Here is a 25739-nt window from a genome sequence, read left to right as displayed (position 1 = left end):
CAGCTCACTCTTCCTTCCGAGCCAGGTCAACCGCTCCACATCACTGATCAGCCGTTCTGCCGGAGCGTCAGCTCGGTCAGGACGTCCGGCGGCTTCATGCGGGAGGCAGCGGTACGCGCATGCAGACCGCCCCGCGCAGGTCCAGCCATGCGGCGCCGGTAGCCCGTACGAGCCGGAGGATCACTGCGTCGCAGCTCGGGCAGCGGGCCACCAGGCCCGGGGCATGCGCGTACACACGCAGCTCCGCGACGTGGGCGGTCAGCCCGCAGCCGGCGCAGCGGCCGGTGGCCACGGTGACGTCCGGGGCGAACAGTTCGCCCAGGGGGCCGGCGAGTGCGTTGCCGTCTTCGTACTCCATGGTGTCCTGTCGGTCCATGTCAGCCTCCCGTGGGGCCGAAGCGTTCGGTTCTGATCCGGCGGGGGTCGTGGCCCGTGGTCACCAGCTGGGCCGCGGCGGTCTCGACGAAGCCGGTCGGCCCGCAGACGAAACAGACCGGCTCGAGCTCCGGTGGCCAGCCATGGGTCTGCAGGTCGGCAAGGTGCAGGCGTTGGGCGGGCCTCGGCCAGTTCGCAGGCGTACGCCGGGTGTAGAGGTGGGTGACCTCCAGACCGCCGTCACCGGGCTGCGGGGTGCGCAGTTCGGGGGCGTAGTACCGGTCCTCGGGAGTGCGGACCGAGTAGATCAGCCGGAAGGGGGTGCGGCTGCCGAGGCTGCGGCGGGTGCGGATCATGGCCATCAGCGGGGCAATCCCCGATCCGCCGCCCACCAACAGCACCGGGTGCGTATCGGCCGGCCGCCAGACGAACCAGCCGCCCACCGGGCCCCGGATCTCCACCAGGTCACCGATCTCCATCACACCGGCCAGATACGGCGAGACCTCCCCGTCGGGCACGCGCTGCACCGTCAGCTCGATCCGGTCGCCGTCGGGCGCGGAGGCCAGCGAGTAACTGCGCTGGGTGCTGTAGCCGTCCTCGGCGGTCAGCCGCACATCCACGTGCTGGCCGGCCAGGTGCCCGGCCCAGCCGGGTACGTCGAAAGCCAGCGTGCGGGCCGTGGGCGTCTCGTCGCGCAGGCCGACCAGCCGGGCGGCCTGCCAGGTCAGGGTGCCCTTCAGTCGCCCTGGTACCGCTGCTCGCGCCACGGGTCACCGTAGTCGTGGTAGCCGATGCTCTCCCAGAACCCCGGCTCCTCCTCGGTCAGCAGCCGCATGCCCCGCACCCACTTGGCCGACTTCCATAGGTAGAGATGCGGCACCAGCAGCCGGGCCGGGCCGCCGTGTACCGGAGCCAGGTCTTCCCCCTCGTACTGATAGGCGATCCACGCCCTGCCGCCCAGCAGGTCCTCCAGCGGCAGGTTCGTCGTGTAGCCGCCGTAGGAGTGGACCAGCACGAAATCGGCCGCCGTCTCCACCCCGGCGAACAGCGTGTCCAGCGATACCCCTTGCCAACCGGTTTCCAGCTTCGACCACTTGGTCACGCAGTGCAGGTCCACCGTCGGCCGCTCACCCGGCAGCGCCATCAGGTCCGACCACGACCAGCGGTGGCGTGTTCCGCTCTCGGTCCTGATGGTGAACTCCCAGTCCCCCCGCGCGATGCTCGGCGTGGGACCGGCCGACAGCACCGGAAAGTCCTCGGTCAGATATTGGCCGGGAGGCAGCTGCACATCCGTTGGGCGCGCCCGGCCGTGAAAGCCCCGCGAAACGATTCCCATGGATCCGCCCCATTCCCTGAGGGTAATTCCCATGGATCTGTCCCGTTCCTTGAGGGTACAAGCCGCCGACGCCCCCGGGAACGACATCTCCACTGTGGGAGGCGCGAGCGAAAATCGACCGTCGTGGCGCCGCGCCAGGAGCTGTGCAAAGGATCTGACCGCAGAACATCGAGGTGTCCGGCGGCTGCACCTCCAGCTGAGGTCACCCGAGCGTGGCGTCCAGGACATCCAGGTCGGTGTCCTTAGGTGAGCTGGTGCACCCGGGTCGGCGGCATCCCCGCTGCCTCGGCCGCCCCGGCTACCCCGGCTGTCCGCCTGCTCACCCTCCCCAGCCAGGGGCTCGACCACTACCACGAGGCGCTCGTGGCGCTCGGAACCCCTGGAACGATCAAGGTCTTCGACGAGATCGGCCGGCCCTGAGCCCAGGCAACAGGCCGGGACCGCGTAGGCCCCCTCACATGGCCTCGCCCATACCCGAGGAACGCGTCCCGGCCTGCGTCGGTGGCGCCTCCTCGCGGCCACGCAGCAACGCCAGCGCGCCCACCGGGAACAGCAGAACGGACAGCAGTCCGGCACAGACCAGAGCCGCGGCCGTGACGGGCCTCATGAGCCCCACCGTGACCCCGATCTGCGCCGCGGCGACCAGGAACGGCAGAGAGGTAGCCTGCAGCAGGCCTGCGGCCACCGACGACCGTGTCCCCAGCGAGCGCCGGTACAGCAGTGCCGGCATGCCGCGTACGACCAGCAAAGCCACCAGGAACAGCGGAACCGGCAGCAGAGCCGATGGGCTTCCGAACAGCCCCCGCAGATCCAGACCCAGGCCACTGGCGACAAAGAACACCGGAGTCAGAAAGCCGTATCCGATGGCTTCCAGCTTGGTACGGAAGTGAGGGTGGGTGGCGGAGTCCCGATCCACCAGGCCGACGACCGCACCGGCCATGAACGCCCCCAGAATGGTCTCCAGACCGAGCCTCTCGGCCAGCACAACGAACCCGACGAGCAGCACGACCGCCGCCCGGACCCGGATCTGCGCCGTGGTGTCCTGCAAGCGCAGCAGCACATCACCGAGCCTCATCGAGCGGCTCGCCAGCACCACGACCAGTGCGGCCACGGCCACCAGAACGGTGAAGCCGACCAGCAGCACGACACGGCCGCCGGTACTGCCGCCCGAGGTGGAGAACAGCAGGGACAGCAGCACCACAGCGCCGAAGTCCGCCACCGAGGAGGCCGCGATCGTGGCCTGTCCGACCTCGCTGTCCGTGTGGCCCGCGTCTTTGAGGAGTGGAACGACCAGACCCAAAGAGGTGGCCGAGAGGGCGACCGCGATCAGCAGCGGGCTCTGCACCCACCCGGCCCAACGGAAGGACACCCCTGCCGCCGTGCCAAGGACGAGGGTGGCCACATATCCGAGCAGCGCGTATCCCAGCAAGCGCCCTCGCAGCCCCTGCAGATCGATCTCGAGACCGGCCAGGAACAGCAGAAACGCGAGCCCGAGAAGGGCCACGATCTGGACCGGCAGATCGACCTGGATCCAGCCGAGACCGGCAGGTCCGAAGGCAATGCCCGCCACGATCTCCAGCACCACCGCTGGAATGCGCACGCGGGGAGCAAGGCCGAGCAGCAGCGGAGCCAGCAGCGCGATCAGTACGACCGCGAAGAGGTTGACGAACGACACATCCGGCACGCCAGGCACCTCCTACACGCCGCACCCCTCCAGCAGGTGCAGCAGAAGCTGCATGTCGCCGCCTGAACCTGACCCAGCCGGCCCCAGGCTCAAGCGGCCTGGCTGAAGCCGGCGGTGGCCGGGTTTGTGGCCACCCGGCGGCGTAGCGGGTCGTCGGATCCGCAGCGCAGCCGCTGCACAATGCGGATCACACGGCCGACCTCGCGGAACGCGGTGCAGGTGACGGTATTCCGCAAGCCGGAGCGCCGGCGCCCGAGCAGAGTGCGGTCGCTGCCCTCCCCGGCCCGCCCTTGGGCAACGTACGTCCGTGCTTCGGCCTCGGCAACGACCGCCAAGGAATACCGCAATCAGTCCCGCGCCCTGCTCATGTGAAGCCCCGACCACCAAGACAGCACGGTTCCCGCAAGCAGGCTCCCCGAACTGAGTTCAGCACTACGGGCAAATCTCACCGACACGGTCGGTCAGGCGGAGGGCGATTCGGCAGAGGGCGGCTCCGCGATGCGCAGCAGATAGGTGTCCATGATCCAGCCGTGTCGTTCACGGGCCTCGGCTCGTAGTTGCCGGATGCGGTCGGCCACTTCCCGCAGCGGGCCGGCGACCAGAAGCTCGTCCGGCGTTCCGAGGTAAGCGCCCCAGTAGATCCAGACGTCTTCCCCGTCGAACCGGGTGAACGACTCGTGTGCGTCGAGCATGACGACGATGTCTCCGTCGTCGTTCTGGGCCACGTCGGAGAGTCTGCGGGCCGGGGTGATGTGCACCGGTCGGCCCACCTGGTTCAGCGGGATGCGGTGGCGGGCGGCCAGCGACGACACACTGGTGATGCCGGGAATGACCTCCACATCGAAGGCGACGGAGCCCCGGGCCTCAATGGTGGAGAGGATCCCGATTGTGCTGTCGTACAGCGACGGGTCACCCCACACCAGGAAAGCCGCGGTCTCCCCCACCGTCATCTCCTCGCGCATCAGCCGCTCGAAGAGGTCCGCTCGCCGGGCGCGCCAGCCCTCGACTGCCGAGGTGTAGTCCGAGCGGTCCATGGGATGCCGGTCCCGGCTGGGGTCCGCCACCTCCACGACCCTGTGATCGGCCTGGGCGTGCTCCTCCAGCATGCTGTGGCGCAGGTCGGTCAGTGCGGTCTTGTCCGGTTCCGTCGCAGCGTCACCCGGTGCGAAGAGATCGCCTTCCAGTGATCGCCGCGGCTGGCCGGCACTCCGGACAACTACGGTTCACGCTTCGTGTTGCGTTCTTCCCGGGCTCGGGCACCGTGCAGCCGGACCCCGCCGAGGCCATGGGGGTCGGGCTGGGTCGCCACACTTCGCAGCAGTGGGTCGGGGAGGCAGGTGGCCGCCAGGCGTTCCAGCGCCTGGCGGCGTTCGGTGATCGGTGCTCTGCGGTCGCCGCGGTCGTCGGTGGTGGCGGCGAGCAGGCGGTCGAAGAGGGCATGCAGGCGCCGGACGATCTGCGGGTTGGCGGAGCCGTAGAGGAGTGTCTCGTCCAGGGCTAGCGAGACCAGGTCGGGCCACTCGGGTGCGGGACTGTGGATACGCGGCCGGCCGTGCTTGTCGAGCAGCCAGGCGGGGCCGAGCGGGCGGTTGGCCAGGCGGAGGAGGACGTCCTCGATCTGGTCCAGTGCCTGGACCGCCGTGGTCGGGTCGTTCACGGCGGGTGACAGCGCCCTGATGGCGATGTCGGCGAGGAGGCGGAAGCCGTACGCGGGGTCCTGCTCCACGGTGCGGCTGGGGCCGAAGCGAATGTGGGCGGTCACCTGGCGGGTCAGCCGCCCGTGCCGCGCCGTGTTGGTGCCGGTGTTGGTTCCGTTCCCGGTTCCCGTGGAAGCGTCGGTAGGGAGGGCTTTCGAGGGCTCCACAGAGGCGACCGTTGTGCCGGTGCCGACGAATGCACCCACCGCGTGCACGAAGCGCACGCGGACGTTGTGCCTCGCGGCGAGCCGGATCAGCTGGGGTTCCTCCAGCGCGAAGATCACCGATGGCCGCCCGCCGTAGACGACGGGCACCTCTGGCGGCAGCGCGTGGCTCTCCGGCGCCGGCCCCCGCCCGCCGGTGGGAGGGGGATGCGTCCCCGCCTCGGGCGGATAGACCTCGTCGATGACAGTGCGCAGCCGTGCCCCGACGGCTCGCGCGAGTCCACCGCCGGTCACGGCGTGCCGCAGGGAGGCGAGCAGGGACAGTACGGTCACGGCGTCGACCAGGACGAGGCCGACGGCGAGCGTCACCGTCAGCCGGGGGACGTTCTCGCCGCGGATCTGGCTCAGCGCCACCAGCGCGTACAGAGCGGTGCCGATCAGCAGGCCGAACAGGACCAGGTACCGGCTGAAGTGGCCGAGGGCCGCGACGAGGCGGGGCGACATGGCCTGCACGGTCTGGACGACGAGCGTGATGGCCGTGACGACGAAGCCGGCCAGGGTGATCATGCCGCCGGCGATCGCGGCGAGCGTTGCCTGCGCCGTGGAGGCGTCGAAGGTCAGGCCGGCCGCCGGCAGCTGCCGTTCCCAGAGAGGCAGCGTCCAGCCCAGCAGAGCGCCCGCCACGACCAGGAGGAGCGCGAGGGCATGGCTGCGCGTACGACGGGCGCGGTGCGTACCCCGGCTGCCCTGCGCGGTTCGCGTGCGCAGGGGGTACGTCATCGTCGGCCGGGGGTGGTGGGGAACAGCTCGCTCATCGACTCCCTCGGTTCTCAGCGCGGGACATCGGACTTCGAGCATCGGACGGCGCCGGCGGCCGCGCCAGCCCGCAGGTCTGCTCGCGTGGGCCCGCTCGGACGCCTGCACACGCGCACCGTCCTCCCGACGGCGTACATGCGGTTGTCCGGGCCGGACGGCCAGGGGAGAGTGACACTGCCCCGCGCGCCGTCGACTCACCGGCCTCCGCACAGCCTGTGGGGTCGTTGTGCCACTGGCCTCCGCACAGCCTGCGAAGGAGCTGCGATGCCTGGAAACACCGAGCCCAAGTCCGCGGAGCCGGTCATCGCGGAAGCCAACCGGGCGGTTCGGCAGCGCTTTGCCTTCGATGACGCGCAGGACCTCAAGGATGCGCGCCGCGGCTTCATGGGGACCGCGTCCGCCAACCTGATCCGCTCCCCCGACGGCCGCACCGTCTGGGACCTCGACGCGTACGGTTTCTTGGATCAGGAGTGCCCGGAAACGGCCAATCCGAGCCTGTGGCGGCAGAGCCGGCTGGCTGCCGACCACGGTCTGTTCGAGGTCGTCGAGGGCATCTACCAGGTACGCGGCTTCGATCTGTCGAACATGACCCTGGTGGAGGGCGAGCGGGGCGTCTTCGTGATCGACCCGCTGCTGTGCGCCGAGACCGCCGCCGCGGCCCTCGCGCTGTACCGCGGTCATCGCGGAGACCGGCCCGTCACCGGCGTGCTGTACACGCACAGTCATGCCGACCATTTCGGCGGAGTGCGTGGCGTCGTCCCCGACAAGGAGACGGCGAGGGGCCTTCCGGTGCTCGCGCCCGAGGGCTTCCTCGACCACGCTGTCAGCGAGAACGTCTACGCCGGTACGGCGATGAACCGCCGAGCCACCTACATGTACGGTGCCGCGCTTCCCAAGGGCGAGCGCGGCCAGATCGGCACGGGCCTGGGCCAGACCATCTCCACCGGCGCGGTCGGCCTGATCCCGCCCACCCTGTACATCGCCCGCACCGGGCAGACGGAGACGATCGACGGCATCCGGATGGTCTTCCAGCTCACCCCCGGCACCGAAGCCCCGGCGGAGCTGAACATCCATTTTCCGGATCATGCGGCGCTGTGCATGGCGGAGAACGCCACCCACAACCTGCACAACCTGCTCACCCTGCGCGGCGCCCAGGTCCGTGACCCGCGCAATTGGGCCCGCTACCTCACCGAGTCCATCGGCCTCTTCGTCGACGGCTCGGACGTCGCGTTCGCCTCGCACCACTGGCCGGTGTGGGGTCGCGAGCGTGTCCTGACGTACCTGTCGGAACAGCGGGACCTGTACGCCTACCTGCACGATCAGACGCTGCGCATGCTCAACCAGGGTCTGACGGCCCCGGAGGTCGCCGAGGTCATCGAGATGCCTCCGGCTCTGGAGCGGGCCTGGCACACGCACGGTTACTACGGTTCGGTCAGCCACAACACCAAGGCTGTCTACCAGCGGTACCTGGGCTGGTTCGACGGCAACCCGGCGCGCCTGTGGCAGCACCCACCGGTCGAGGCGGCGCGGCGGTACGTGGAGTACATGGGCGGTGCGGACGAGGTCCTGCGACGCGCCCGGCAGTGCTACGCCGACGGTGACTTCCGGTGGGTGGTCCAGGTCGTCGATCATGTGGTCTTCGCGGACCCGGACAATGCGTCGGCCCGCGAGCTGCAGGCCGACGCCCTGGAGCAGCTCGGCTACGGCAGTGAGAACGGTACGTGGCGCAATTTCTTCCTCACCGGGGCCCTTGAACTGCGCAACGGACCAGTCGGTACCCCCACCTCGACCGTCGCCTCCGACCTGCTGTCGGCCCTGACGCTGGAACAGCTCGTCGACTCTCTGGCCATCCGGGTGGACGGCCCGCGCTGCTGGGAAACGGAGATCGCCGTCCGCTGGAACCTCAAATCTGCGGACCCCCTCACCCTCCAACTGCGCAACGGCGTCCTCACCCAGGTCACCGGTACCAGCCCTGCCGCGGCCGATCCGGACGTGGAGATCGCCCTCGACGAAGAAGCCCTGCGCGCGGTGCTCGTCGGCGCCATCGCCCCCGACGAACTGGCCGAACGCGCAGGGGTCAAGGTCACCGGCGACCTGGGAAAGCTGACGGAACTCCTCGGTTTCCTCACCGACCCCGACCCCGACTTCGCCATCGTCACCCCGTGACCCGGCGACACAGCAGCAACTCATGACGCATCCCGGCACCCTCGTCCTGATCATGACCGCCGCAGTACTGGCGCCGCTGCTGGTATACGCCACACAACGCCGGCTGTCCGTACCCCTGGTCATCTTCGAGATCGCCCTCGGCATCCTCATCGGCCCGGACGTCCTCGGCTGGGCACACCCCGACAAGGTCACCGACACGCTCGCCCACCTCGGGCTGGCCATGCTGATCTTCCTGGCCGGTTACGAGATCGAGTTCGCCGATGTCCGCGGTGACACCCTGCGCCGCGCGTTGTGGGCGTGGCTGGTCTCCCTGGCCGTCGGTATCGGGCTGGCCCTCCTGATCAGCGGCGGGGAGATGTTCAAGGCGTTCGTCATCGGTACGGCACTGACCAGTACAGCGCTCGGTACGGTACTGCCGATGCTGCGCGACCGCGGTGAGCTGCGGGGCCGTTTCGGCACGGTGATGTCGGCGTTCGGGGCGGTCGGGGAGTTCGGTCCCGTGGTCGCCGTGGCGCTGTTGCTCAGCGGGCGCCGGCCGGCCGAGTCGGCCGCCCTGCTGGCCGCGTTCGGGGTGCTCACAGCCGGCGCCGTCTTCTGGGCGCTGCGTCCCCGATCGCGCTGGTTCGTCCGGCTCACCGAGCGGACATTGCACAGCAGCGGCCAGTTCGCGGTCCGGTTCGTCATGCTCCTGCTGGCCTGCATGCTGGGCCTGGCCGAGGTCTTCGGCCTCGACGTGCTGCTGGGCGCCTTCGCCGCCGGGGTCCTCACCCGCCTGGTTCTGCACCGTGCCGCGCCCGCGAGCAGTGCGGAGGTGCTCGGCAAGGTGGAGGCGATGGGGTTCGGCTTCCTGGTACCGCTGTTCTACGTCGTCACCGGCGTCGAGTTCGACCTGGACGCCCTGCTGCACCACCCCGGCACCCTCCTGCTGGTGCCGCTCTTCCTGCTGCTGTTCCTGCTGGTGCGTGGTGGGCCGGTGTACCTGTTCGCTCCCAGGGACCTGAGCCGTCGGGACCGGGTGGCCCTGCCCTTGTTCGCCTCGACGTGCCTGCCGCTCGTCGTCGCGATCACCACCATCGGCCTGGACCAGAAACTCCTCGGCTCGGACGAGGCCGCAGCACTGGTCGGCGCGGCGATGCTCTCCGTACTCCTGCTGCCCCTGCTCGCGATGCGCCTGCGCTCGCCGGCCGCCGGAGGGGGCCGCACCGGGCGTGCCTCGGCGGCGGCGAAGGAGTCGGAGGCGTGGTGAACGAGCTCCCATGCTCCCTTCACCCGTTCGGAGCACCCTCTGTGGCGACCGGCGGACGGGGGTGGACAAGGTCGAAGCAGGCTGCGGCGTTCCACGCCGCCGGACGAAAGGGCACGACCATGAGCGATCAGCCGTCCTCGGCACACCCCCCGCCCGCGTACGGCCGAGGCCGGACGCCCGGGTGGTCCGACGCCTCCTCCGGGCCGCGGGACAACAGTGGCTGGGTCACCGGTGGTGTCACCTTCGCAGGCGTCCTCATGCTGGTCAACGGCGTGCTCTTCATCCTCCAGGGCATCGCCGCGATCGCCAAGGACAACCTGTACGTCAGCCTCGACAGCTACATCTACCGGATCAACCTCACCGGCTGGGGCTGGATCCTCCTCATCCTGGGCGTGGTCGCCGTCCTCGTCGGCTGCGGCATCCTCGGTGGCCAGATCTGGGCCCGCATGACCGGCATCATGCTGGCCTCGCTGAGTCTGGTGGCCCAGTTCCTGTTCCTGCCGTACGCCCCCATCTGGTCCGTCATCATGATGGCACTCGACGTCTTCGTGATCTGGGCCCTCGCGGTCTACCACCCGGCCCGCGCGGAGACGTGACAAGCCGGCCCCGCCTGCTCTGAAGCCCTTACGTGCTACTCGCCCGTCTCCCCATCGATCAGCTCACGGGCGATGTCGAGGTGGCCGACGTGACGTGCCTACTCCTGAAGCAGGTGGAACAGGATGCGTCCGAGGGACGGAGCCTGGTCGGGTGTGGAGAACCGTCCTCCCACGCGTGCCTTGTCGGTCAGCCAGGCGAGGACGTCTTCGGCGGCGAATCCCCAGCGGAGCCATCGGCGCTCGACCCGGCCGAGGTGTTGGACCAGGCCCAGAGGGGACCGGTGCAGTGGTTCGACGGGCGTGCGGAGCTGGTCGTCGGACAGTCCGGAGATCTTCCGCAGCACCGCCTCGCGGTACCACTCCAGGTGGCCGACGCCCTTTCTCCCCCGGTCGCGCGACGGTGGCGTGGGGCATCCCGCACCCCTTGGTCTCCCCATCGGGTTCTGCCCGTACGGTCATCAGCGGAGCCATCCACTCGGGCCGCCGGGCGCTATGCGGGGAACTGCACCCGTCGCGACGAGGGTCCACTCGATGGGGGGCATCGACCGGCATCACCTGGGATCCCCCGCCCTCCCCCAGAACGGCACCGGCTTCGAGCGCCCTCGCGCACCTGGCGTACGGTTCCGGCTCGTCGGCGTCCATCAGGGCGGAACACACCTCCGGCAAGCCGCGCTGGCTGGTCGACGTCCGACGGGTACGTACGACCACGGCGTGAACGAATCGCAGGTAAGCGTCGAACAGAGTGGTGCATCCCTCCGTCACGCTGTCGGTCGAGCGCGGCGCGATTGCCATGAGCGTTCGACCGCGGGAGTGCTCGGGCCGCCTTCAACCACCCACAAGAGTCGCAACACCGCAGCTCCCGCCTACGGTTGGCCCCCGGGAAGGCGCGCATCCCGAACGCGTTATAGCTCGCGCTCGATGCTTTGATCGCGAGGTGCAAGGAGCTCCCGCGAGCCGCACAGCGAGATGACGCGTTTCGCTGGAGGACGGAACACTGTGGACCGGGATCGGGGCGATATTCCGCGATGACTCGACAGCTGACAGAACGATTACCGGAGCACCCACGAACCGAAGCCGCGACCACACCCGACGTGCTCCCCATCGCCCACCTCAGACTTCTCGGGGGCTTCCGGCTTCAGTACGGAGGTGAAGCCTCCGAGGCGGCCGAGGTCAGCGCGAGCGGCCAACGACTGCTGGCGTACCTGGGGTTACGTCAGCAAGCGACCCGCACTGTCCTCGCCGGCACACTGTGGCCGGACGTCACAGAGGACCACGCGCTGGGCAGCCTGCGCACCACACTGTGGCGGCTGCGCAATCAGCGGCCGTCAGTGGTCCGCAGCCACCAGGACACCCTCGCGCTGGAGGACTCGGTACACGTTGACGTACGCGACCTGCGCTGGTGCGCCCTGCGTGCCGTGCAGCCGGAGGCGACGGCGGACAGACGGCCCAACGTCGCCTCGCTCCTCTCCGGAGACCTACTGCCCGGCTGGGACGAGGACTGGGTCGTGCTGGAGCGCGAACGGCTCCAGCAGTTGCGCTTGCACGCTCTCGAAACCCTGGTCGGCCACCTCATCGAACACGGCGGGTACGCACTGGCGCTGGAGGCAGCATTGGAGTGCGTGCGGACGGACCCGCTGCGCGAGAGTGCGCACCGCGCGGTGGTGACCGTGCATCTGGCCGAACGCAATCTCGGTGACGCGGTCCGGCACTACCAGGCCTTCCGCCGCCTCCTGCGCCGGGAGCTCGGGGTCGAGCCCTCGGACCGGTTCCGTGCACTGATGCGCCAGGCACTGACCTGACGCACTGCGGTTCACCGCCCCGCTCACCTGCGGTGTGACGGCGAAGTGACGCGTCCGGGGCAGTCTGTCCGGCACCCACAACCGAACGTCGGCAGCGGAGAGAGGGGGTGCGCAATGCGTAGCTCGGCCTATGAGCCTCCCATGCTGGTGAAGGTCGGTTCGTTCACGGACCTGACCCGCGGTCGGAAGAAGGGTAAATACCGCGACTGTCAGGGCTGGTACTGCCCCTACCACTGATGCACTAGGAGAGGCATGACCCACTTACCCGGGTCGGTGCACGGCGAGGCGTGGTTCGTGGTCCTGCCCGATCACGCGGCCGCTCTCGCCGTGTCCCACGTACCGGCACTCGCCGGACTCCAGCGCGTCGACCACAGCTCGGGGCGTCCCTGGCTGCTCGGGCAGTGGCGCGACGGAGCCATCACCTGTGCCGAAGCCGGCCCGCTCCGGGTGGCGCTGATCGGATACTGCTCCATGACGGAGGCGGAGCTGACCGCGGCGATCCGGCCGTTGCACACCGTCCATGACGTGGACCGCCTACTGCCTCGGCTGTCCGGCGCCTTCCATTTGGTGGCGGCCGACCCGGACGGCGTGCGAGTACAGGGCACGCTCTCCGGCACCTGTCGCGCCTTCCGTGCCCGTGCCGGTCGTCACGACCTCGTCGCCAGTCGCAGCGATGTGCTCGCCCGGGTGCTCGGCACGGGCATTGATGACCGTCAGATTGCCGTACGTCTGCTGTCACCCGCCGCTCCGCACCCTCTGCAGGGCCAGTCCGTGTGGTCCGGCGTACAGGCCGTGCCGGAGGACGCGTACCTTCACCTGAGGGCTGACCGGCCCGCCACGACGACAACATGGTGGCACCCCCCTGCGGCCGACCTCTCCCTCGCTGAAGGGGCGCCACGGCTGCGCAACGCCCTCAGCGCCGCAGTGGCTGCCGCGGTCCGAGGCGGTGGGGCCCGCAGCTGCGACCTCTCCGGCGGCCTGGACAGTACCCCGGTCTGCTTCCTGGCGGCACGCCTGGCAGACCGTCTCACCACATTCTCCTTCCCGCCGGCGGGTACTGGCGATGATGACCCGTACTGGGTGAAGACGGCGCTGGCAGCGCTGCCGGATGTCGAAGCGGTCTTCGTCCCCGAGGGGGAGGCGCCCTTGCCGTTCGCGGGGGTGAGCACATCGGGCACAGTGATCGACGAGCCCTACCCGGGACTGGAGGACCGTGCACTTCTGCTGGACGTCACACGCCGCCTGCCCCACCACTCCTCCGGCCGCCACCTGACCGGGCACGGCGGTGACGAGGTGCTCGAATGCATGCTGAGTTACCTGCACGACCTCGCACGCACGCGTCCACGCCTCGCCTGGGCCCACCTTCGGGGATACCGCGCACGCCACCGCTGGCCACTGCGCGACTCACTGGCCGCACTGGCCGATCGTCGTAGCTACCGCCAGTGGTTCGCCGCCGCCCTCCCCCACCTCACCGAAGCGCCGCCTCCCGAATCGCCGACCGAACACCTGGGCTGGGGCCAAGCCCCCCGGCTCCCGTCATGGGCCACCGCCCGGGCCGTCGACGCGGTCCACTCCCTCGCCGAAGAGTCACCGTGGACACCACTCGCGGCACAGCGAGGACAGCATTCGACGCTGGAAGCCGTGCGCTTCAGCGGCCGGGCCACCCGGCTGGACGGTTGGCTGATGACAGACAGCGGCCTGCCCATGGCCGCTCCCCTGCTGGACGACCGGGTCGTCGAAGCATGCCTGGCCGTCCGCCCGCACGAACGCACCACGCCCTGGCACTACAAGCCACTCATGACGGAGGCGATGCGCGGACTGCTCCCCCACGAGCTGCTGCACCGCACGACCAAGGGCGGCGGCGTCGCGGAGGAGCTGTGGTACGAGGGCTTGCGACGCCACCGCAATGAACTGCTCGCACTCACCGAAGAGTCCCGGCTGGCCGCCCGGGGACTCATCGATGCGGTGGCTCTGCGCCGGATGTGCGCGAGCTCGTTCATGCCCGGTCCGAGCCCTCACGCGCTGGCGCTGACCCTCGCCTGCGAGGCGTGGCTGCGCGACATGGAGCCCGCGGCCGGCCGCCGTGACGATGCCTGAGGAGGACGTATGACCATGAGCCTGTCTCCGCACGTGTCCCTGACGAAGAACGATGACGGAGCCGTGCTGCTCGACGAACGCCGCGGCGACTACTGGCAGCTCAACCACACCGGCACCGCGGTCCTGGACACCCTCCTGGCAGGCGGTACGCCTGCCGACGCGGCACGCGTACTGGCTGATGATCACCCGGTCCCGGCCGACCGGGCACGCGACGATGTCACGGCCCTGATCGACTCACTGCGCTCCGCCCGTCTCGTGGAGACCTCATGAGTGAACCGGAACTTCCCGTCACGAATGAACCGGAACGCCCCGTCTTCACCACAGCCAGGACCACGCCGCATCCGGCCGAACGGCGGCGTGACCGACGGCGGATGACCCTACGGCGCAAGGCAACGGCAGGCCTCGCCGTCGGTACGGCGCGGCTTCTGGCTCGGCAGTCGCCCGCCCACATCCGTACCGTCCTCGGTGTACTGAGCCGGGGCGCCGCTCCCGCCTCGTACGAGCAGGCGGAGCGAGCCCGACGGGACGTGGTGGCGAGGAGCAGCATGTGCGCAGGGGAGGCATGCGTGGCGCGTTCGCTCGCCACCGTTCTGCTCTGCCGGGCGACCGGCGTATGGCCCACGTGGTGCACCGGCGCCCGGACCTTCCCCTTCCAGGCACATGCCTGGGTCGAGGCCGACGGCCGGCCCGTGGCAGAGCCAGCCGAGGTCGGCCAATACCGGGCCCTGATACGCATCGGACCACGCCCGTCACAACGATGTCCGCTGCCGACAGGCACCGGGACGGGTGATGTTCCTGCGTGACGCGTCCGCCGGTGTGTCCCTGCGGGCCCTCCTAGCCACCGCTCGCGGTCACGGCAGGTGCGTTGTCCTGGCTCTGCTGCTCACCCTCGTCTCCTCCGCGCTGAGCCTGGCTCAGCCGCTCCTGGCCATGCGCGCCGTCGAAGCCACCCGCAGCGGACCGGGCCTCGTCCCCCTTCTGTTCCTGCTCGCCTTTGTGTTCGTGGCGGAGGCGGTGGCCGGCGGCGGCGCGCACTACCTCCTGCAACGCGTCGGCGAAAGCATCGTTCTGGGGCTGCGTACCAGGCTCGTCTCGCGATTGCTGCGGTTGCCGATGCGCACGTACGACAACCACCGCATGGCCGACCTCATCTCCCGCGTCAACGCCGACACCACCCTGCTGCGGGACGTGGTCGCCTTCGGATCGGTCGACGTACTCTCCGGACTGCTCTTCGTCGTCGGGGCGACCGTGATGATGGTGTGGATCGATGCGTTCCTCTTCGTTCTCGTCTGCGTCACCATCGGCGTCTGCACCGGCCTCACCACATTGCTGGTGCGAGGCATCAGAACAGCCACCGAACGCACCCAGGAAAGCGTGGGCCGGATGGCGGCGGACCTCGACCGGGCGCTGTCCGCCATCCGCACCGTCAAGATCAACCATGCCGAGGAGCGCGAGGCCCGGCGCGTGACGGAACAAGCACGTGCCGCGTGGCGCGCAGGAGTCCACGTCGTCAAACTCGACGCCGTGATCGGCCCCCTGGTCGGCCTGTCCACCAACGGTACGTTCATCCTCGTCCTGGTCGTCGGCAGTGTGCGGGTCTCGCACGGAAGCCTCGAACTGGCCCAGCTCGTCGCGTTCCTGCTCTACCTCACCTACCTCGACGGACCGCTGTCCGCCCTCTTTGAGACCGCCGGCCTGATACAGCGAGGACGCGGCGCCCTGAAGCGCATCGACGGCATGGCCCGCCTCCCGGTCGAGGACCTGATCTCAGCCAACGGCCACCGTGCCACGCGTCCCGACTGCCGCACGGCAACGCCCGTACTGGAACTGCGCGACGTCCACTTCGCCTACGGCGACCGTCCCGTCCTGCGAGGCATCTCCCTCACCGTGCCGCAACGCTCCCGCACGGCCCTCGTCGGCCCCTCCGGTGCCGGGAAGTCAACTGTCTTCGCCCTCATCGCCCGCTTCTACGACCCCGACCGGGGCGACATCCTCCTGGACGGCCTGGACACCCGCCGGCAGCTCGCCCTCGGCACCTGCCGGGCCCGCATCGGCCTGGTCGAACAGGACTCTCCCGTGCTCTACGGCACCCTGCGCGACAACCTCTGCTACGGGGCTCCGCACGCCACCGAGGCCGAACTGCTCCGCGCCGTCGAGCTGGCAAACCTCGGCGATCTGCTGCGTCGGCTGCCGGCCGGCCTCGACACCCCGGTCGGCGACCGCGGCACACTCCTGTCCGGCGGCGAACGCCAACGCGTCGCCATCGCCCGTGCGCTGCTGCCCCGGCCCTCCCTGCTCCTCCTGGACGAACCCACCTCCCAGATGGACGCGCTGAACGAGGCTGCACTGACCGACACGCTGGAGCAGGTGACGGCGGAGGCGACGCTTCTCATCATCGCCCATCGCCTCTCCACGGTCCGCTCCGCCGACCACATCGCCGTACTCGACGCCGGCCGAATCCGCGCTACCGGCACGCACGACGAACTCCTACGGTCCGACCGTCTCTACCGCACGCTGGCGCAGAGCCAGTTGCTCACGCCGGGTCAGCGTAGGCTGTAAGGGATTGCTCGGTGCACGGAGACAGTCGGCCACGGGGACTGCGATGAGTGATCAGCAGACAGCGCCTGCACGGTCTTACGAACTGCTCGGTCCGTTACGTGTGCGGCTCGACACCGCACCGTTGCAACTCGGCGAGGCGCAACAGCGTGTGGTACTCGCGGTGCTCCTGCTGCACGCCAACCAACCGGTATCGACGGATCGGCTCATGGAAGCGGTGTGGGGACTGGCACCCCCGGCACGCGCGCTGAATCTGCTGCAACGGCATGTCTCCGCACTGCGCCGGGTGCTCGAACCGGGCCGGCGGCCTCGCGGGCCCTCCTCCCTTCTCACCTGGACCGACGCCGGATACCTGCTGACCGTGCCCGCCGACGCACTGGACCTGCACGTCTTCGGCCGGGAAGTGGCACGTGCGCACACCGCTCGTGCCACGGGCGATACGGCTGCGGCGGCCGACGCACTGCATGGTGCGCTGCGGCTCTGGCGGGGCCGGCTGTGTGAGGGGCTTGCCGCACCGTTGCTGGACATCGAGCGGGACCGGCTGGAGGAGCAACGACTCACCGTGCTGGAGGAGCGTATCGAGGTGGACCTGGCGCTCGGCCGGCACGCGGAGCTGGTGGCCGAGCTGACCGGGCTGGTCCGGCGCCACCCGTTGCGGGAACGGTTGCACGCTCACCTCATGATCGCCCTGTACCGCTCCGGCCGCCAGGCTGAGGCACTGTCCGTGTACCGCGACGCCCGGCTGTTGCTGGTCGACGAACTGGGCGTCGACCCCGGCCCCGAGCTGCGGCGTCTGGAGCAGGCGGTGCTCACCGCCGACCCCGCTCTGGCCTCACCGCCGATGATGCGGGCCGAAACGGTACGGGCACCTCGCATGCTGCCTGGTGACGTCATGGGCTTCACAGGACGGCACGAGCAGCTGGCTGAGCTCGATCCGCTGGCGCATCCGGGCTCGGACGACCGCGGGACGGCGATCGGTGCGGTCACCGGCGCGGCCGGGGTGGGCAAGACGGCCTTGGCGGTGCACTGGGCCCACCGAGCGCAAGAAGCATTCCCTGATGGGCAGTTGTACATCGACCTGCGCGGTTACGACCCCGAACAGCCGGTGGCTCCGGGCGATGCGCTGGCCCGGTTCTTGACCGCACTCGGACTCGACGGGCAGAGCATCCCTTTGACGATGGAGGACCGGGCGGCCCGTTACCGCAGCGAGTTGGCCGGGCGGCGCATCCTGGTGCTCCTGGACAACGCTTCCTCGGGAGAGCACGTCAAGCCGCTGTTGCCCGGGAGCCCGACGTGTGCAGTGCTCGTGACCAGCAGGGATTCCCTCGCCGACCTGGTCGCCTTGCACGGCGCCCGACGGCTCACCCTCGACTCACTGCCCACGACCGACGCTCTCGCGCTGCTGCGCCGGCTGATCGGCACCCGCGTACAGACTGCTCCCCGGGCCGCCGCACAGCTGGCCGCCTTATGTGCAGGACTGCCGCTGGCTCTCCGCATCGCTGCTGAGCTGGCCGCCGCACGTTCGCACGACGACCTGTCCGTCCTGGTCACCGAGCTGACCGACCAGCAACGGCGGCTGGACCTCCTGGACTCCGGCGGTGACCCCCGCGCCACCGTACGCGCCGTCTTCTCCTGGTCCTACCAGCAGCTGCCCGCTCCCGCTGCCCGCACCTTTCGCCTCCTCGGTCTGCACCCCGGGCCCGACATCGATCCCACCGCGGCGGCCGCCCTTATCGGCACCGGTCCGGAGGAGACCCGCCGCTCGCTCGGCGTACTGGTTCGCGCGCACCTCCTCCACCACACCGGAAGCACCCGCTACGGCATGCACGATCTGCTGCGCGCCTACTCCGCCGAACTCGCCACCCGTACCGACCCGGATGCCGACAGGCATGCCGCCCTGACCCGTCTCTTCGATCACTACCTGTCCAGCGCCACCGGCGCCATGGCCGCCTTCCATCCAGCAGCTCCACACCATCGGCCCTCCGCGGATGCACTGCCCGACGCACTGCCGACGGTCACCGGCCCAGATGCCGCCCGGGACTGGTTGGAGGCCGAACGCGACAACCTGGTCGCCGCCTGCCTCCACGCCGCACGTACGGGCCTGCACCCACATGCCCTTGGCCTCGCCGACACGCTCTCCCGCTACCTCGACGTCAGCAGCCGATATGCCGAAGCACACGCCGTGCACACCCACGCGCATCAGGCCGCCCGCCGTGCCGGCGACCGGACGGCTGAAGCCCGCGCGGTCTACCGGCTCGGAATGGTCTGCTTCTGGCAGGGCCACTACCAACAGGCACGTGATCACCTCGATCAGTCCCTCGCCCTGTTCCGGCAGACCGGCAACACAGTCGGCGAAGGCGACGCACTGAGCCACCTTGGTCTCGTCCGTTGGCGGCAGGGCCACTACCAGCAGGCCACCGAGCACCACCAGCACGCCATCGCTCTCTTCCGGCAGGCCGGCGACAGCGACGGAGAGGCCCTGGCGTTGCTCTTTCTCGGCCTGTCCGCCTGGAGGCAGGGCGAGTGCGGCCCTGCCATCGACCGGCTGCAACAGGCACTGGCCCTGTGCCGTCAGCTCGGCAACCGCTCCGGGGAGGCCTATGCCCTCACGGCCCAAGGCTGGTTCCACTGTTCTCAAGGCGACCATGAACGAGCGATCGAGCTGCACGACCAAGCCCTGCGACTCTTCCGGCAGCTCGGCAACCGTACCGGCGAAGCAGCTGCGCTCAACGGCCTCGGCGAGAGCCTGCAGGCCGGGGGCCGCACGGCCGGGGCCCGCGCCCGGCACACCGCCGCACTGACCGTGGCGACTGCCATCGGCGCTCGGTTCGAGCAGGCCCGCGCCCACGATGGCCTTGCCGTCACCCACCTGGCCACCGGCGACCGGGCCAAGGCCCACCGTCACTGGGCAGACGCCCTGGCCCTCTACACCGCTCTCGGCGTTCCCGAGGCCGGCACCGTTCTCGCCCGACTGGCCTCACTGGAACCCAAAGCCGCTGGCGAGAGCTCGACACTGCTTCTGCCCGGGCAGTAGGGAGCAAAGCCGTTGTCTCCGCTCAGCGCCGCCACCAGGGACGCAGTCGCTCTGCATCGGCGATCGCCGCCTCCACCACTTGGCCGACCTGGCGAGTCGCACGCAAGACCTCGTCCAACGTCTTCGCGCGGTTCGCCACAGTCGTCAGCTCAGCCAGAAGCGCCTCCCGGCCCGGGTACGGAGGCAGCGCCTCGGCTGCGTCCGCGATCAGGCCCCGCAGGCGCAGTCCCGCCCACTGCTCCGCCGCGGCCGACCCGAGCCGCAGCTCCGGAAAGTCGCAGAGTTGCTCGTGGACATCCGGTTCCGCATGCGTCCCTGACGAGGCCGTCGGACCATGTGTTGGGCCGTTCTTCATCTCGGTCACGCTGCCTCATCCCGCCGAGGAACGATCATGAACTTGTCGCCACGGGCGCTGTAGACGACCTGTACGTCCTCACCTGCCGCGTTGCGGCCTGCGGCCTCCGCATCCAGCCTCGGCAACGACCGCGGATCGCCCGCAGGTAACCATCGGGACTCGGCGCTTCGTCCCGGAGCGTACTCGCCCCTCAACATCCTGGCGTTCCCCAGCGAAGTGGTTGCCCAAGGATTCGTCGAGTGCTTCATGATGTGCCCACTGTCCCTGTCGTTTAAGCAATTCTGCCGGGCCCATCAACGGACTGACCTCTTCGAAGGCCCGTGAGCTCATCATTCCGGGCCGAGTTGCAGAACTCGTTGCACTGGCCGCTGCAGCGGCCCAGGGACCCTGTGGGGCGTTGCCCCTCTACCCGGCGGCAGGCACTGCCGCACGGCGGGGGCGGGCGACGAGTTCGCCGCCGCAGTTGGGGCACGTGTGCCGCATGGCGTCGCTGCAGGACACGCAGAACGTGCACTCGTACGAGCATATGCGGGCTGACGAGGTCTGCTGCAGCGCCGTGCCACATCGTTCGCAGCGGTCGCGCATCTCCAGTGCCATGGCCTCTCCTGACGAGTGTGAGTATCCGTTGCCCGGGTCCGCCGGCACCGGAGGAAGTCGAAGTCGAGTGGCCATTCTCGGAACGGGGATTTGGACCTGAAAGTGTCGGCAGGGACAGCTTTGCGCAAGATCGGGCCATCTCCCTTACCTCCCCGCCGCGAGGTGGCACGGCGAAAATCAGCCATGTTGCGCCGGGGAGACGCGAACTTCCGTACTGGAAGGTCAAGTTCGAGGGGGCGCCGGTACGTTTGCCTGAAGGAGGGCGGTTCACCAGGTCTGATGCAACCGGGTCATGAGACCGGCCCGGAAGGACGGGGGTCCGATGCTTTCGTGGGCCGAGGGCGCGCTGTACGGCGCCGGCGGCGGGCTGCTTGTCGAGGCCGTCGTGACCTTCGGGCGGCTGCACGCATGGCAGCAGGCGCGGCATGCTGCGAGGGCGGCCACCGAGGCGTTGCCGCAGCTCAGCACGTACATCGACCCGCCCGCTGATGCGCTCGCCGCGCTCTTCCGCATCGTGCTGGGCGGCGCGGCCGGCTGGCTGCTTCACGGCGAACTGGCCGGGGTGTACGCGGCCATCGCCGTGGGCGCTTCCGCGCCTGCCGTACTCGCCCAGATGGGCAGCGCCACCACCATGGCCGAAGCGCTTCAGACCGGGGCCGCTCCCGGGGCCGCGCCCGGAGCCCCTTCAGGAGCCGCCCCCGGGCCCGGACTCGCCGCACCCACCGCCCCGGCCCCGTCTCCCGCTCCGGCCCCTCCCGCCGACCCGGCTCCTCCAGCCGTCTGTGCGCAACCCGCGCCACCGGAGCCCGACCGGACGCGAGGGGAGGCAACGCCGTGAGTCGCGGATCGGTCGCCCGGCGCTCCTGGGCGTCATTCACCGGCGGACGTGGCCTCAGCACCAGCCCCCGGCGGGCAGCGGAACGCGGGCGCGACGGGTACAGCATCTGGCAGCGCACCTGGGCATCGTTCATCGGCGTTGTCCTTCCACCGCGCCGTCCCGTCCACAGCCCCGCCTCCGCCCCTGCTCCCGCTTCGCAACAGCCGCTCGCGCATCGGTCCCCGGCCCGTCCCCTTGCGCCGGGGTGGTTCACGCTGCCGCCGCTTCCCGCGGTCGGCGCGCTGACCGCCTCCGGGAGTGACGCCGTGGTCCTTGAGGCCTCCTCCCCCGACGGCCGTTCGAGGTTCCTGCTGCGCCGTCCCGCGGGCGACTCGTCCGAGTACCGACTTGAGCTGGTCGTGCGCGAGGGCGACGACGAGGACCGGCCCCTGCTGGCCACGGTCACCTACGCGCAGCCGGGCGGGGACGAGCACGTCCTCCTCGTGCCAGTGGTGCGGGGGCGGTTCGGGCCCGCCGCCTCGTACGTCCGCCTCAGTGGCTTCGGACCGGACGCGACGTGGGCCGCCACCGGCCCGTACCCCGTTCCGGCTGAGGCCGACTGGGCCCCGGCCATTGTCACGGACTCCATCGGCGCGGCGCTCAACGAGACGACCCGGGACGCCTGGCGTCGTGTGCGGTATTTCGTGGGCGAAGGGATGCGCGACGTCATCGACGGTGCGTTGCGATGACGTCGAAGAAGGCGGCATCAAGGGTGTCCAGGGAGGCAGCGTCAATGCCGTTCAGGAAGGCAGCGTCCGGCGCAGCCGGGCGGCACCGCGCCGCGGTGGACGCCGTGATCCGGGAGGCGGCGAGTTCGCAGGCCGCGGTGCACGAGCTGCTCGGAGAGCGGCAGTTGTGGTGGAAGGCCTGCAGTGAGGCGGTCCGCACGGACCCCGCCTGGCTGCGCTCCGGGCCGGCCGAGGAGCTGGCCGGCTGGATCGACGCGACAGCCCCGGACCGGTCGGCCGACGCCGTGACGCCCGCCGGCCACGCCTATCTGCTGGCCCTCGCGCTCAGCGCGCCGGAGGGCGGGGCGGCGCAGCACGACGATGCCCTGGCCCGCGTACGGAGCATGTGGGCAGGCAGCGGCTTGTTGTCCGCCCACGCCGCGCCCGGCCCCGCGCAGCCGTCCGGCCGCGGAGTCGACGGTCTTCCGGCGGACGCCGCCGAGCGGCTGAACGCCGTCCTCGAACGCGTTCCGCAGCTGCCCGGCGGCGAGGCCGAGCGGTCGCCCGCACCGGACGGCACGCTGATCACCGCCGCGCTGCTGATGGCGGGCTGCGAGCCGCGCAGACGGCCGCTCGTACAGGTACCGGTGGTGTTCGGCGAGACGGATCCCGAGGACGGCGAGGAGCCCGGCGCCACCGGCGTCCTGCAGCTCTGCGAGTTCCCCGCCGGGCCTCCGGGCCTGTATCCCGACCCCCGCTCCATGACGGGGCTGCGCAGCTCCGACGGCCAGTTCGCGACCGCCCTCGGCCGGGCGTGGGCCCTGGCCGGGCCCGGCCGCGGCTCGCGGTGCGTGCTGTGGCGCCTCGTCATCACGGACCGTCCTGCCCTTCCCCCACGGATCGAAGGTCCCTCCCTCGGCGTCGCTTTCGCCCTGGGCCTGCGGGAACTCCTACGGCATCCCCGGACACGGCGGCCCAGCATCGCCGGGGTGCGCGGCATCTTCTACGGGCTGCGCCCGCGCACCGCGGTGACGGGGGCGCTGGGCAACGGTGAGCGTCTCACCGGCGTCAGCGGCATGGAGAGCAAGCTGCTGGCCGCGCGCCGCAAGGGGCTGCGGCTGGTCGCCCCCGCCGCGAACCGGACCGACGCCGCGAACGCGCCCGAGCCCGCGGACGTCAAGTTCGCCGAAACGCTCCGGCAGGCCGACCGGTACGCCCGGCGCTTCCGCACCGCCCGCCTGGTCACCGCGATGGCCCTGGTCGCGGCGGCCGTGGCGTCCGGGGTGGTGGTGGAGCACCGGGAGTCCGCGGCCAGGGACCGGCTGACCACCGCGCACCGGATGGCCGATGTGTCGGAGGACCTGCTGCGCAACGACGTAGGGCTCGCCGGGCTGTTCGCCGAGCGGGCCTACCGGCAGCACGCCGACCCGCTGACCCGCCGCGCCCTCTTCCGCGCGGTCACCGAGAGCCCTCATCTGACCGGGAGCGTGCGGGCCGCGGGGACGGTCTCCGCGGTGGCGGCCTCGGGGGACGGTGAGCGTGCCGTTTCCGGGACCCAGGACGGCGACGTAGAGGTGTGGGGGCTCGACGACGGGCGGTTCGGCGGCCACCACGTGCGGCTGGGCCGCCTCCCCGGCCCGGTGGAGGCGGTCGCGTCCCACGGCAGCGAAGTCGTCGCGGCGGCCGACCGCCGCACGGTCAGGGTGTGGGCGAACGGGGAGGCCTCCACCACGCCCCGCCTGCCCGACGGGCAGCGGCCCACGGCGCTCGCGGTCTCCCCGTCGGGGCGCTTCGTCGCGGTCACCACGAGGACCTCGGAGTTCGAGGTCCCGAGCACGCTCTCGGTCCTGGACCGGGGCTCGGGCAGAACGCGGCACCTCGTGCTCAAGGGCATGACGTCGGGCCCGACAGCGCTCGCCTTCGACGGGGATGCGGAGCTGGTGATCCTCGAGGACGCCTACGGCAACTGGAACCGGATCTCCATGAAGCGGCTCACCCGTACCGCCGGGAGCTCCCTCAGCTTCGGCACTGCCAACGTGGTCTCCGCCCTCGCACCGGACGGCAGCCACATCAGCTCCAGCAACAAGGGCTCCTCGCTGCCGGTCTGGGCATCGCGGGGCAAGCCCGACTACGAGCATCCGAAGCTGGAGGCGAAGACGGAACCGGGTCTGACAACAGCCCTGGCCATCAGCCCCGGCGGCTCCCACGTGGCCACGGCCATCGGTTCCACCCTGCGCGTGAGCCGGACGTACCCACCTGGCGGGAAGGCGTCCGATCCCCTCACCCTCACGGGTGCCGGCGCGGTCCCCCGAGGCGCCCTCAGCTTCGTCGGCTCCGGCAGCAGCAGGCTCGTCTCGGCATCCCGCGACATGCTCAACCTGTGGGACCTGAACCAGCGCACACGTATCTCGCGAGCTGTCGGAGTCCCGATCCCGGACTCCTGCCTGGCCTGTGAGGAGCCGCGCGTGTCCGTGTCGCCGGACGGGCGCGACGCGGCGGTCATGGACAGTGGAGGAACGTGGCTGTCCACCCTGAGACTCGGTGTTCCCGCCACGAGAGAGCGGCAGCGGATGATGCCCTCCAGGGTGAAGGTCCCCCAGTTCGCGGAGCTGCTGTGGCAGCCCGACAGCAAACGTCTGACTGTGGTGGGGACGGACGGCAGCGCGGAGATCCTCGCCCGCGGACGCGCATGGCGCTCCGTCGGCACCTGGCCCGCGCTACCGAACCCGCTGCGGCTCTCCGACCCTCCCCAGCTGCTGCAGTACCTGCCCGGCGGCCGGCAGGTGGCAGAGGTGCACGCCTCCGGCACGGTCCGCTTCAGGGACGCGGAGTCCGGCAAGGTACTGCGCGAGGTGCCGGGCCCGAGGTCCATGGCTCCGACGGCCTCCTCCCGCGCCGAGCTGAGCCGCAACTACGTGGCACTGGACGCGCGGGCCGAGCATGCCGCGGTGCTTGACGGGGAGGCCATGGGCGAGCCCGGTGGCGCCCGCATCCGGGTCATCAACACCGAGTCCGGCCGCATCCGTACGATCCCCGTGGACGATGCCCGGGGCTTCACCTACGCAGGCGACCGTCTACTCGTCCAACGCGGCAGCAGCGCAATGGAGTTGTGGACCGCGTCCGGCAGCCGACGCCTCGGCACGGTCGAGGGCGCGACCGACCCCGCGGTCGGCCCGGTCACCGGCGGGAACCTCGTCGCCGGGACGACGTCCGAGGACCACACCGTCCGCCTCCTCGACCTGCCGTCCGAGAGCGCCCTCGGGACGCTCCCACTGCCCGAGGGCAACAAGGCGGAGTCGACGGGCCTCACCCTCACAGCCGACGGCAAGAAGCTCGTCACCGCGACGGAGGCCGACATCTCGGAGACCGATTCCCCGGAACCTGACGGCCCTACCACCAACGACATGGGGCAGCTCATCGAATGGAGGCTCGATCCGCGTGTCTGGATCCGTACCGTCTGCTCGTCGGCCGGCAGGGAACTCCGGCCGGGCGACTGGGAGCAGCACATGGGCACGGAGGCACCGTCGTCGCTGCGCTGCGGGAAATGACGCGCGGCGGAGGACCGCCGCGGCGCTCGCGCTGACGGCGGCGCTCGCGGTGGCCGGCTGTGGGCCGGACTCCCGCGGCCGCGCGGATGACGGCACTCCGACTCCTTCTTCCTCTGCCCCCACCGTGA

At 70.4% G+C, this 25739-nt stretch carries 22 protein-coding genes and 1 pseudogene; 14 read left to right on the top strand and 9 right to left on the bottom strand.

All coding sequences use genetic code 11. From position 1 onward, the window contains the following. Window positions 1–94: 94 nt before the first annotated feature. Genes ABZ840_RS06700 through ABZ840_RS06690 form a run of 3 tightly spaced genes read right to left on the bottom strand, consistent with a single transcriptional unit; the run spans window position 95 to window position 1711 of the window. The gene (locus tag ABZ840_RS06700; RefSeq protein WP_361554379.1) at window positions 95–376 is read right to left on the bottom strand and encodes a DUF6510 family protein; all 282 of its coding nucleotides are present in this window, start codon (window positions 374–376) and stop codon (window positions 95–97) included. 1 nt (window position 377) lies between these two features. After that, entirely contained in the window at window positions 378–1142 is a 765-nt protein-coding gene (locus ABZ840_RS06695) for a ferredoxin reductase (protein ID WP_361554376.1), read from the bottom strand. Next, complete coding sequence (locus tag ABZ840_RS06690) at window positions 1112–1711, bottom strand: sulfite oxidase-like oxidoreductase (RefSeq protein WP_361554373.1); 600 nt, start codon at window positions 1709–1711, stop codon at window positions 1112–1114. The genes ABZ840_RS06695 and ABZ840_RS06690 overlap by 31 nt, the downstream gene beginning before the upstream one ends. Before the next feature lie 246 nt (window positions 1712–1957). On the opposite strand from ABZ840_RS06690, the gene ABZ840_RS06685 reads away from it, so the two are divergent. Beyond that, window positions 1958–2131, top strand: a complete 174-nt coding sequence (locus tag ABZ840_RS06685; protein WP_361554370.1) for a hypothetical protein — start codon at window positions 1958–1960, stop codon at window positions 2129–2131. 34 nt (window positions 2132–2165) lie between these two features. Here ABZ840_RS06685 and ABZ840_RS06680 read toward each other — a convergent pair whose 3' ends face one another. From ABZ840_RS06680 to ABZ840_RS06670, 3 genes and pseudogenes are all read right to left on the bottom strand, one after another. Further along, window positions 2166–3395 (bottom strand): cation:proton antiporter, encoded by a 1230-nt coding sequence (locus ABZ840_RS06680; RefSeq protein ID WP_361554367.1) that lies wholly within the window; start codon window positions 3393–3395, stop codon window positions 2166–2168. 461 nt (window positions 3396–3856) lie between these two features. Further along, window positions 3857–4537, bottom strand: a pseudogene (cobF, locus tag ABZ840_RS06675) (precorrin-6A synthase (deacetylating)); the annotation flags it as partial. Between the two features lie 74 nt (window positions 4538–4611). Continuing rightward, a complete protein-coding gene (locus ABZ840_RS06670; protein WP_361554364.1) occupies window positions 4612–6036 on the bottom strand; it encodes a DUF2254 domain-containing protein in 1425 nt (474 codons plus the stop codon). Window positions 6037–6336: 300 nt separating this feature from the next. Here ABZ840_RS06670 and ABZ840_RS06665 point away from each other — a divergent pair, with 300 nt between their 5' ends. The 3 genes from ABZ840_RS06665 to ABZ840_RS06655 all read left to right on the top strand — a co-directional run bounded on the left by ABZ840_RS06665 (window position 6337) and on the right by ABZ840_RS06655 (window position 10080). After that, a complete protein-coding gene (locus ABZ840_RS06665) occupies window positions 6337–8238 on the top strand; it encodes an alkyl sulfatase dimerization domain-containing protein (protein WP_361554361.1) in 1902 nt (633 codons plus the stop codon). A 22-nt stretch (window positions 8239–8260) separates the two neighbouring features. Then, complete coding sequence (locus ABZ840_RS06660) at window positions 8261–9484, top strand: cation:proton antiporter (protein ID WP_361554358.1); 1224 nt, start codon at window positions 8261–8263, stop codon at window positions 9482–9484. A 119-nt stretch (window positions 9485–9603) separates the two neighbouring features. Further along, window positions 9604–10080, top strand: a complete 477-nt coding sequence (locus ABZ840_RS06655; protein WP_361554355.1) for a hypothetical protein — start codon at window positions 9604–9606, stop codon at window positions 10078–10080. A 98-nt stretch (window positions 10081–10178) separates the two neighbouring features. On the opposite strand, the gene ABZ840_RS06650 is transcribed toward ABZ840_RS06655, so the two are convergent. Then, window positions 10179–10517: a DUF664 domain-containing protein gene (locus ABZ840_RS06650; protein WP_361554352.1), complete on the bottom strand. Its 339-nt coding sequence runs from the start codon at window positions 10515–10517 to the stop codon at window positions 10179–10181. A gap of 654 nt (window positions 10518–11171) precedes the next feature. Between ABZ840_RS06650 and ABZ840_RS06645 the strand changes: the two genes are divergently transcribed. From ABZ840_RS06645 to ABZ840_RS06615, 7 genes are all read left to right on the top strand, one after another. Continuing rightward, window positions 11172–11879, top strand: a complete 708-nt coding sequence (locus ABZ840_RS06645; RefSeq protein ID WP_361554349.1) for a BTAD domain-containing putative transcriptional regulator — start codon at window positions 11172–11174, stop codon at window positions 11877–11879. Between the two features lie 114 nt (window positions 11880–11993). Continuing rightward, a complete protein-coding gene (locus tag ABZ840_RS06640; protein ID WP_361554346.1) occupies window positions 11994–12116 on the top strand; it encodes a lasso RiPP family leader peptide-containing protein in 123 nt (40 codons plus the stop codon). Between the two features lie 15 nt (window positions 12117–12131). Further along, a complete protein-coding gene (locus tag ABZ840_RS06635) occupies window positions 12132–13976 on the top strand; it encodes an asparagine synthase-related protein (RefSeq protein ID WP_361554343.1) in 1845 nt (614 codons plus the stop codon). A 15-nt stretch (window positions 13977–13991) separates the two neighbouring features. After that, complete coding sequence (locus ABZ840_RS06630; RefSeq protein ID WP_361554340.1) at window positions 13992–14246, top strand: lasso peptide biosynthesis PqqD family chaperone; 255 nt, start codon at window positions 13992–13994, stop codon at window positions 14244–14246. Further along, window positions 14243–14779 (top strand): lasso peptide biosynthesis B2 protein, encoded by a 537-nt coding sequence (locus ABZ840_RS06625; protein WP_361554337.1) that lies wholly within the window; start codon window positions 14243–14245, stop codon window positions 14777–14779. The genes ABZ840_RS06630 and ABZ840_RS06625 overlap by 4 nt, the downstream gene beginning before the upstream one ends. Beyond that, on the top strand, window positions 14766–16535 hold the full coding sequence (locus ABZ840_RS06620; RefSeq protein ID WP_361554334.1) for an ABC transporter ATP-binding protein: 1770 nt from the start codon (window positions 14766–14768) through the stop codon (window positions 16533–16535). The genes ABZ840_RS06625 and ABZ840_RS06620 overlap by 14 nt, the downstream gene beginning before the upstream one ends. Before the next feature lie 43 nt (window positions 16536–16578). Beyond that, window positions 16579–19566, top strand: a complete 2988-nt coding sequence (locus ABZ840_RS06615; protein ID WP_361554331.1) for a BTAD domain-containing putative transcriptional regulator — start codon at window positions 16579–16581, stop codon at window positions 19564–19566. Window positions 19567–19588: 22 nt separating this feature from the next. Here ABZ840_RS06615 and ABZ840_RS06610 read toward each other — a convergent pair whose 3' ends face one another. Together ABZ840_RS06610 and ABZ840_RS06605 are read right to left on the bottom strand one after the other, a co-directional pair. After that, window positions 19589–19930 (bottom strand): hypothetical protein, encoded by a 342-nt coding sequence (locus tag ABZ840_RS06610; protein ID WP_361554328.1) that lies wholly within the window; start codon window positions 19928–19930, stop codon window positions 19589–19591. Window positions 19931–20326: 396 nt separating this feature from the next. Beyond that, window positions 20327–20518, bottom strand: coding sequence for a DUF1272 domain-containing protein (locus tag ABZ840_RS06605; RefSeq protein ID WP_361554325.1), 192 nt, complete (start codon window positions 20516–20518; stop codon window positions 20327–20329). Between the two features lie 322 nt (window positions 20519–20840). Here ABZ840_RS06605 and ABZ840_RS06600 point away from each other — a divergent pair, with 322 nt between their 5' ends. The 3 genes from ABZ840_RS06600 (at window position 20841) to ABZ840_RS06590 (ending at window position 25611) form a co-directional block, all read left to right on the top strand. Continuing rightward, window positions 20841–21356 carry a hypothetical protein gene (locus tag ABZ840_RS06600; protein WP_361554322.1) on the top strand — a complete coding sequence of 172 codons (516 nt, stop codon included), beginning with the start codon at window positions 20841–20843 and terminating at the stop codon, window positions 21354–21356. A 305-nt stretch (window positions 21357–21661) separates the two neighbouring features. Continuing rightward, a complete protein-coding gene (locus ABZ840_RS06595) occupies window positions 21662–22084 on the top strand; it encodes a hypothetical protein (protein ID WP_361554319.1) in 423 nt (140 codons plus the stop codon). Window positions 22085–22128: 44 nt separating this feature from the next. After that, the gene (locus ABZ840_RS06590; RefSeq protein WP_361554317.1) at window positions 22129–25611 is read left to right on the top strand and encodes a hypothetical protein; all 3483 of its coding nucleotides are present in this window, start codon (window positions 22129–22131) and stop codon (window positions 25609–25611) included. Window positions 25612–25739: the final 128 nt, after the last annotated feature.

Source organism: Streptomyces sp. NPDC047117, from assembly GCF_040643545.1.
In the GTDB taxonomy this organism is placed as follows: Bacteria; Actinomycetota; Actinomycetes; order Streptomycetales; family Streptomycetaceae; genus Streptomyces.
Note: the sequence above shows the minus strand (reverse complement) of the source record. Positions and strands in the feature narration are given on the sequence as shown.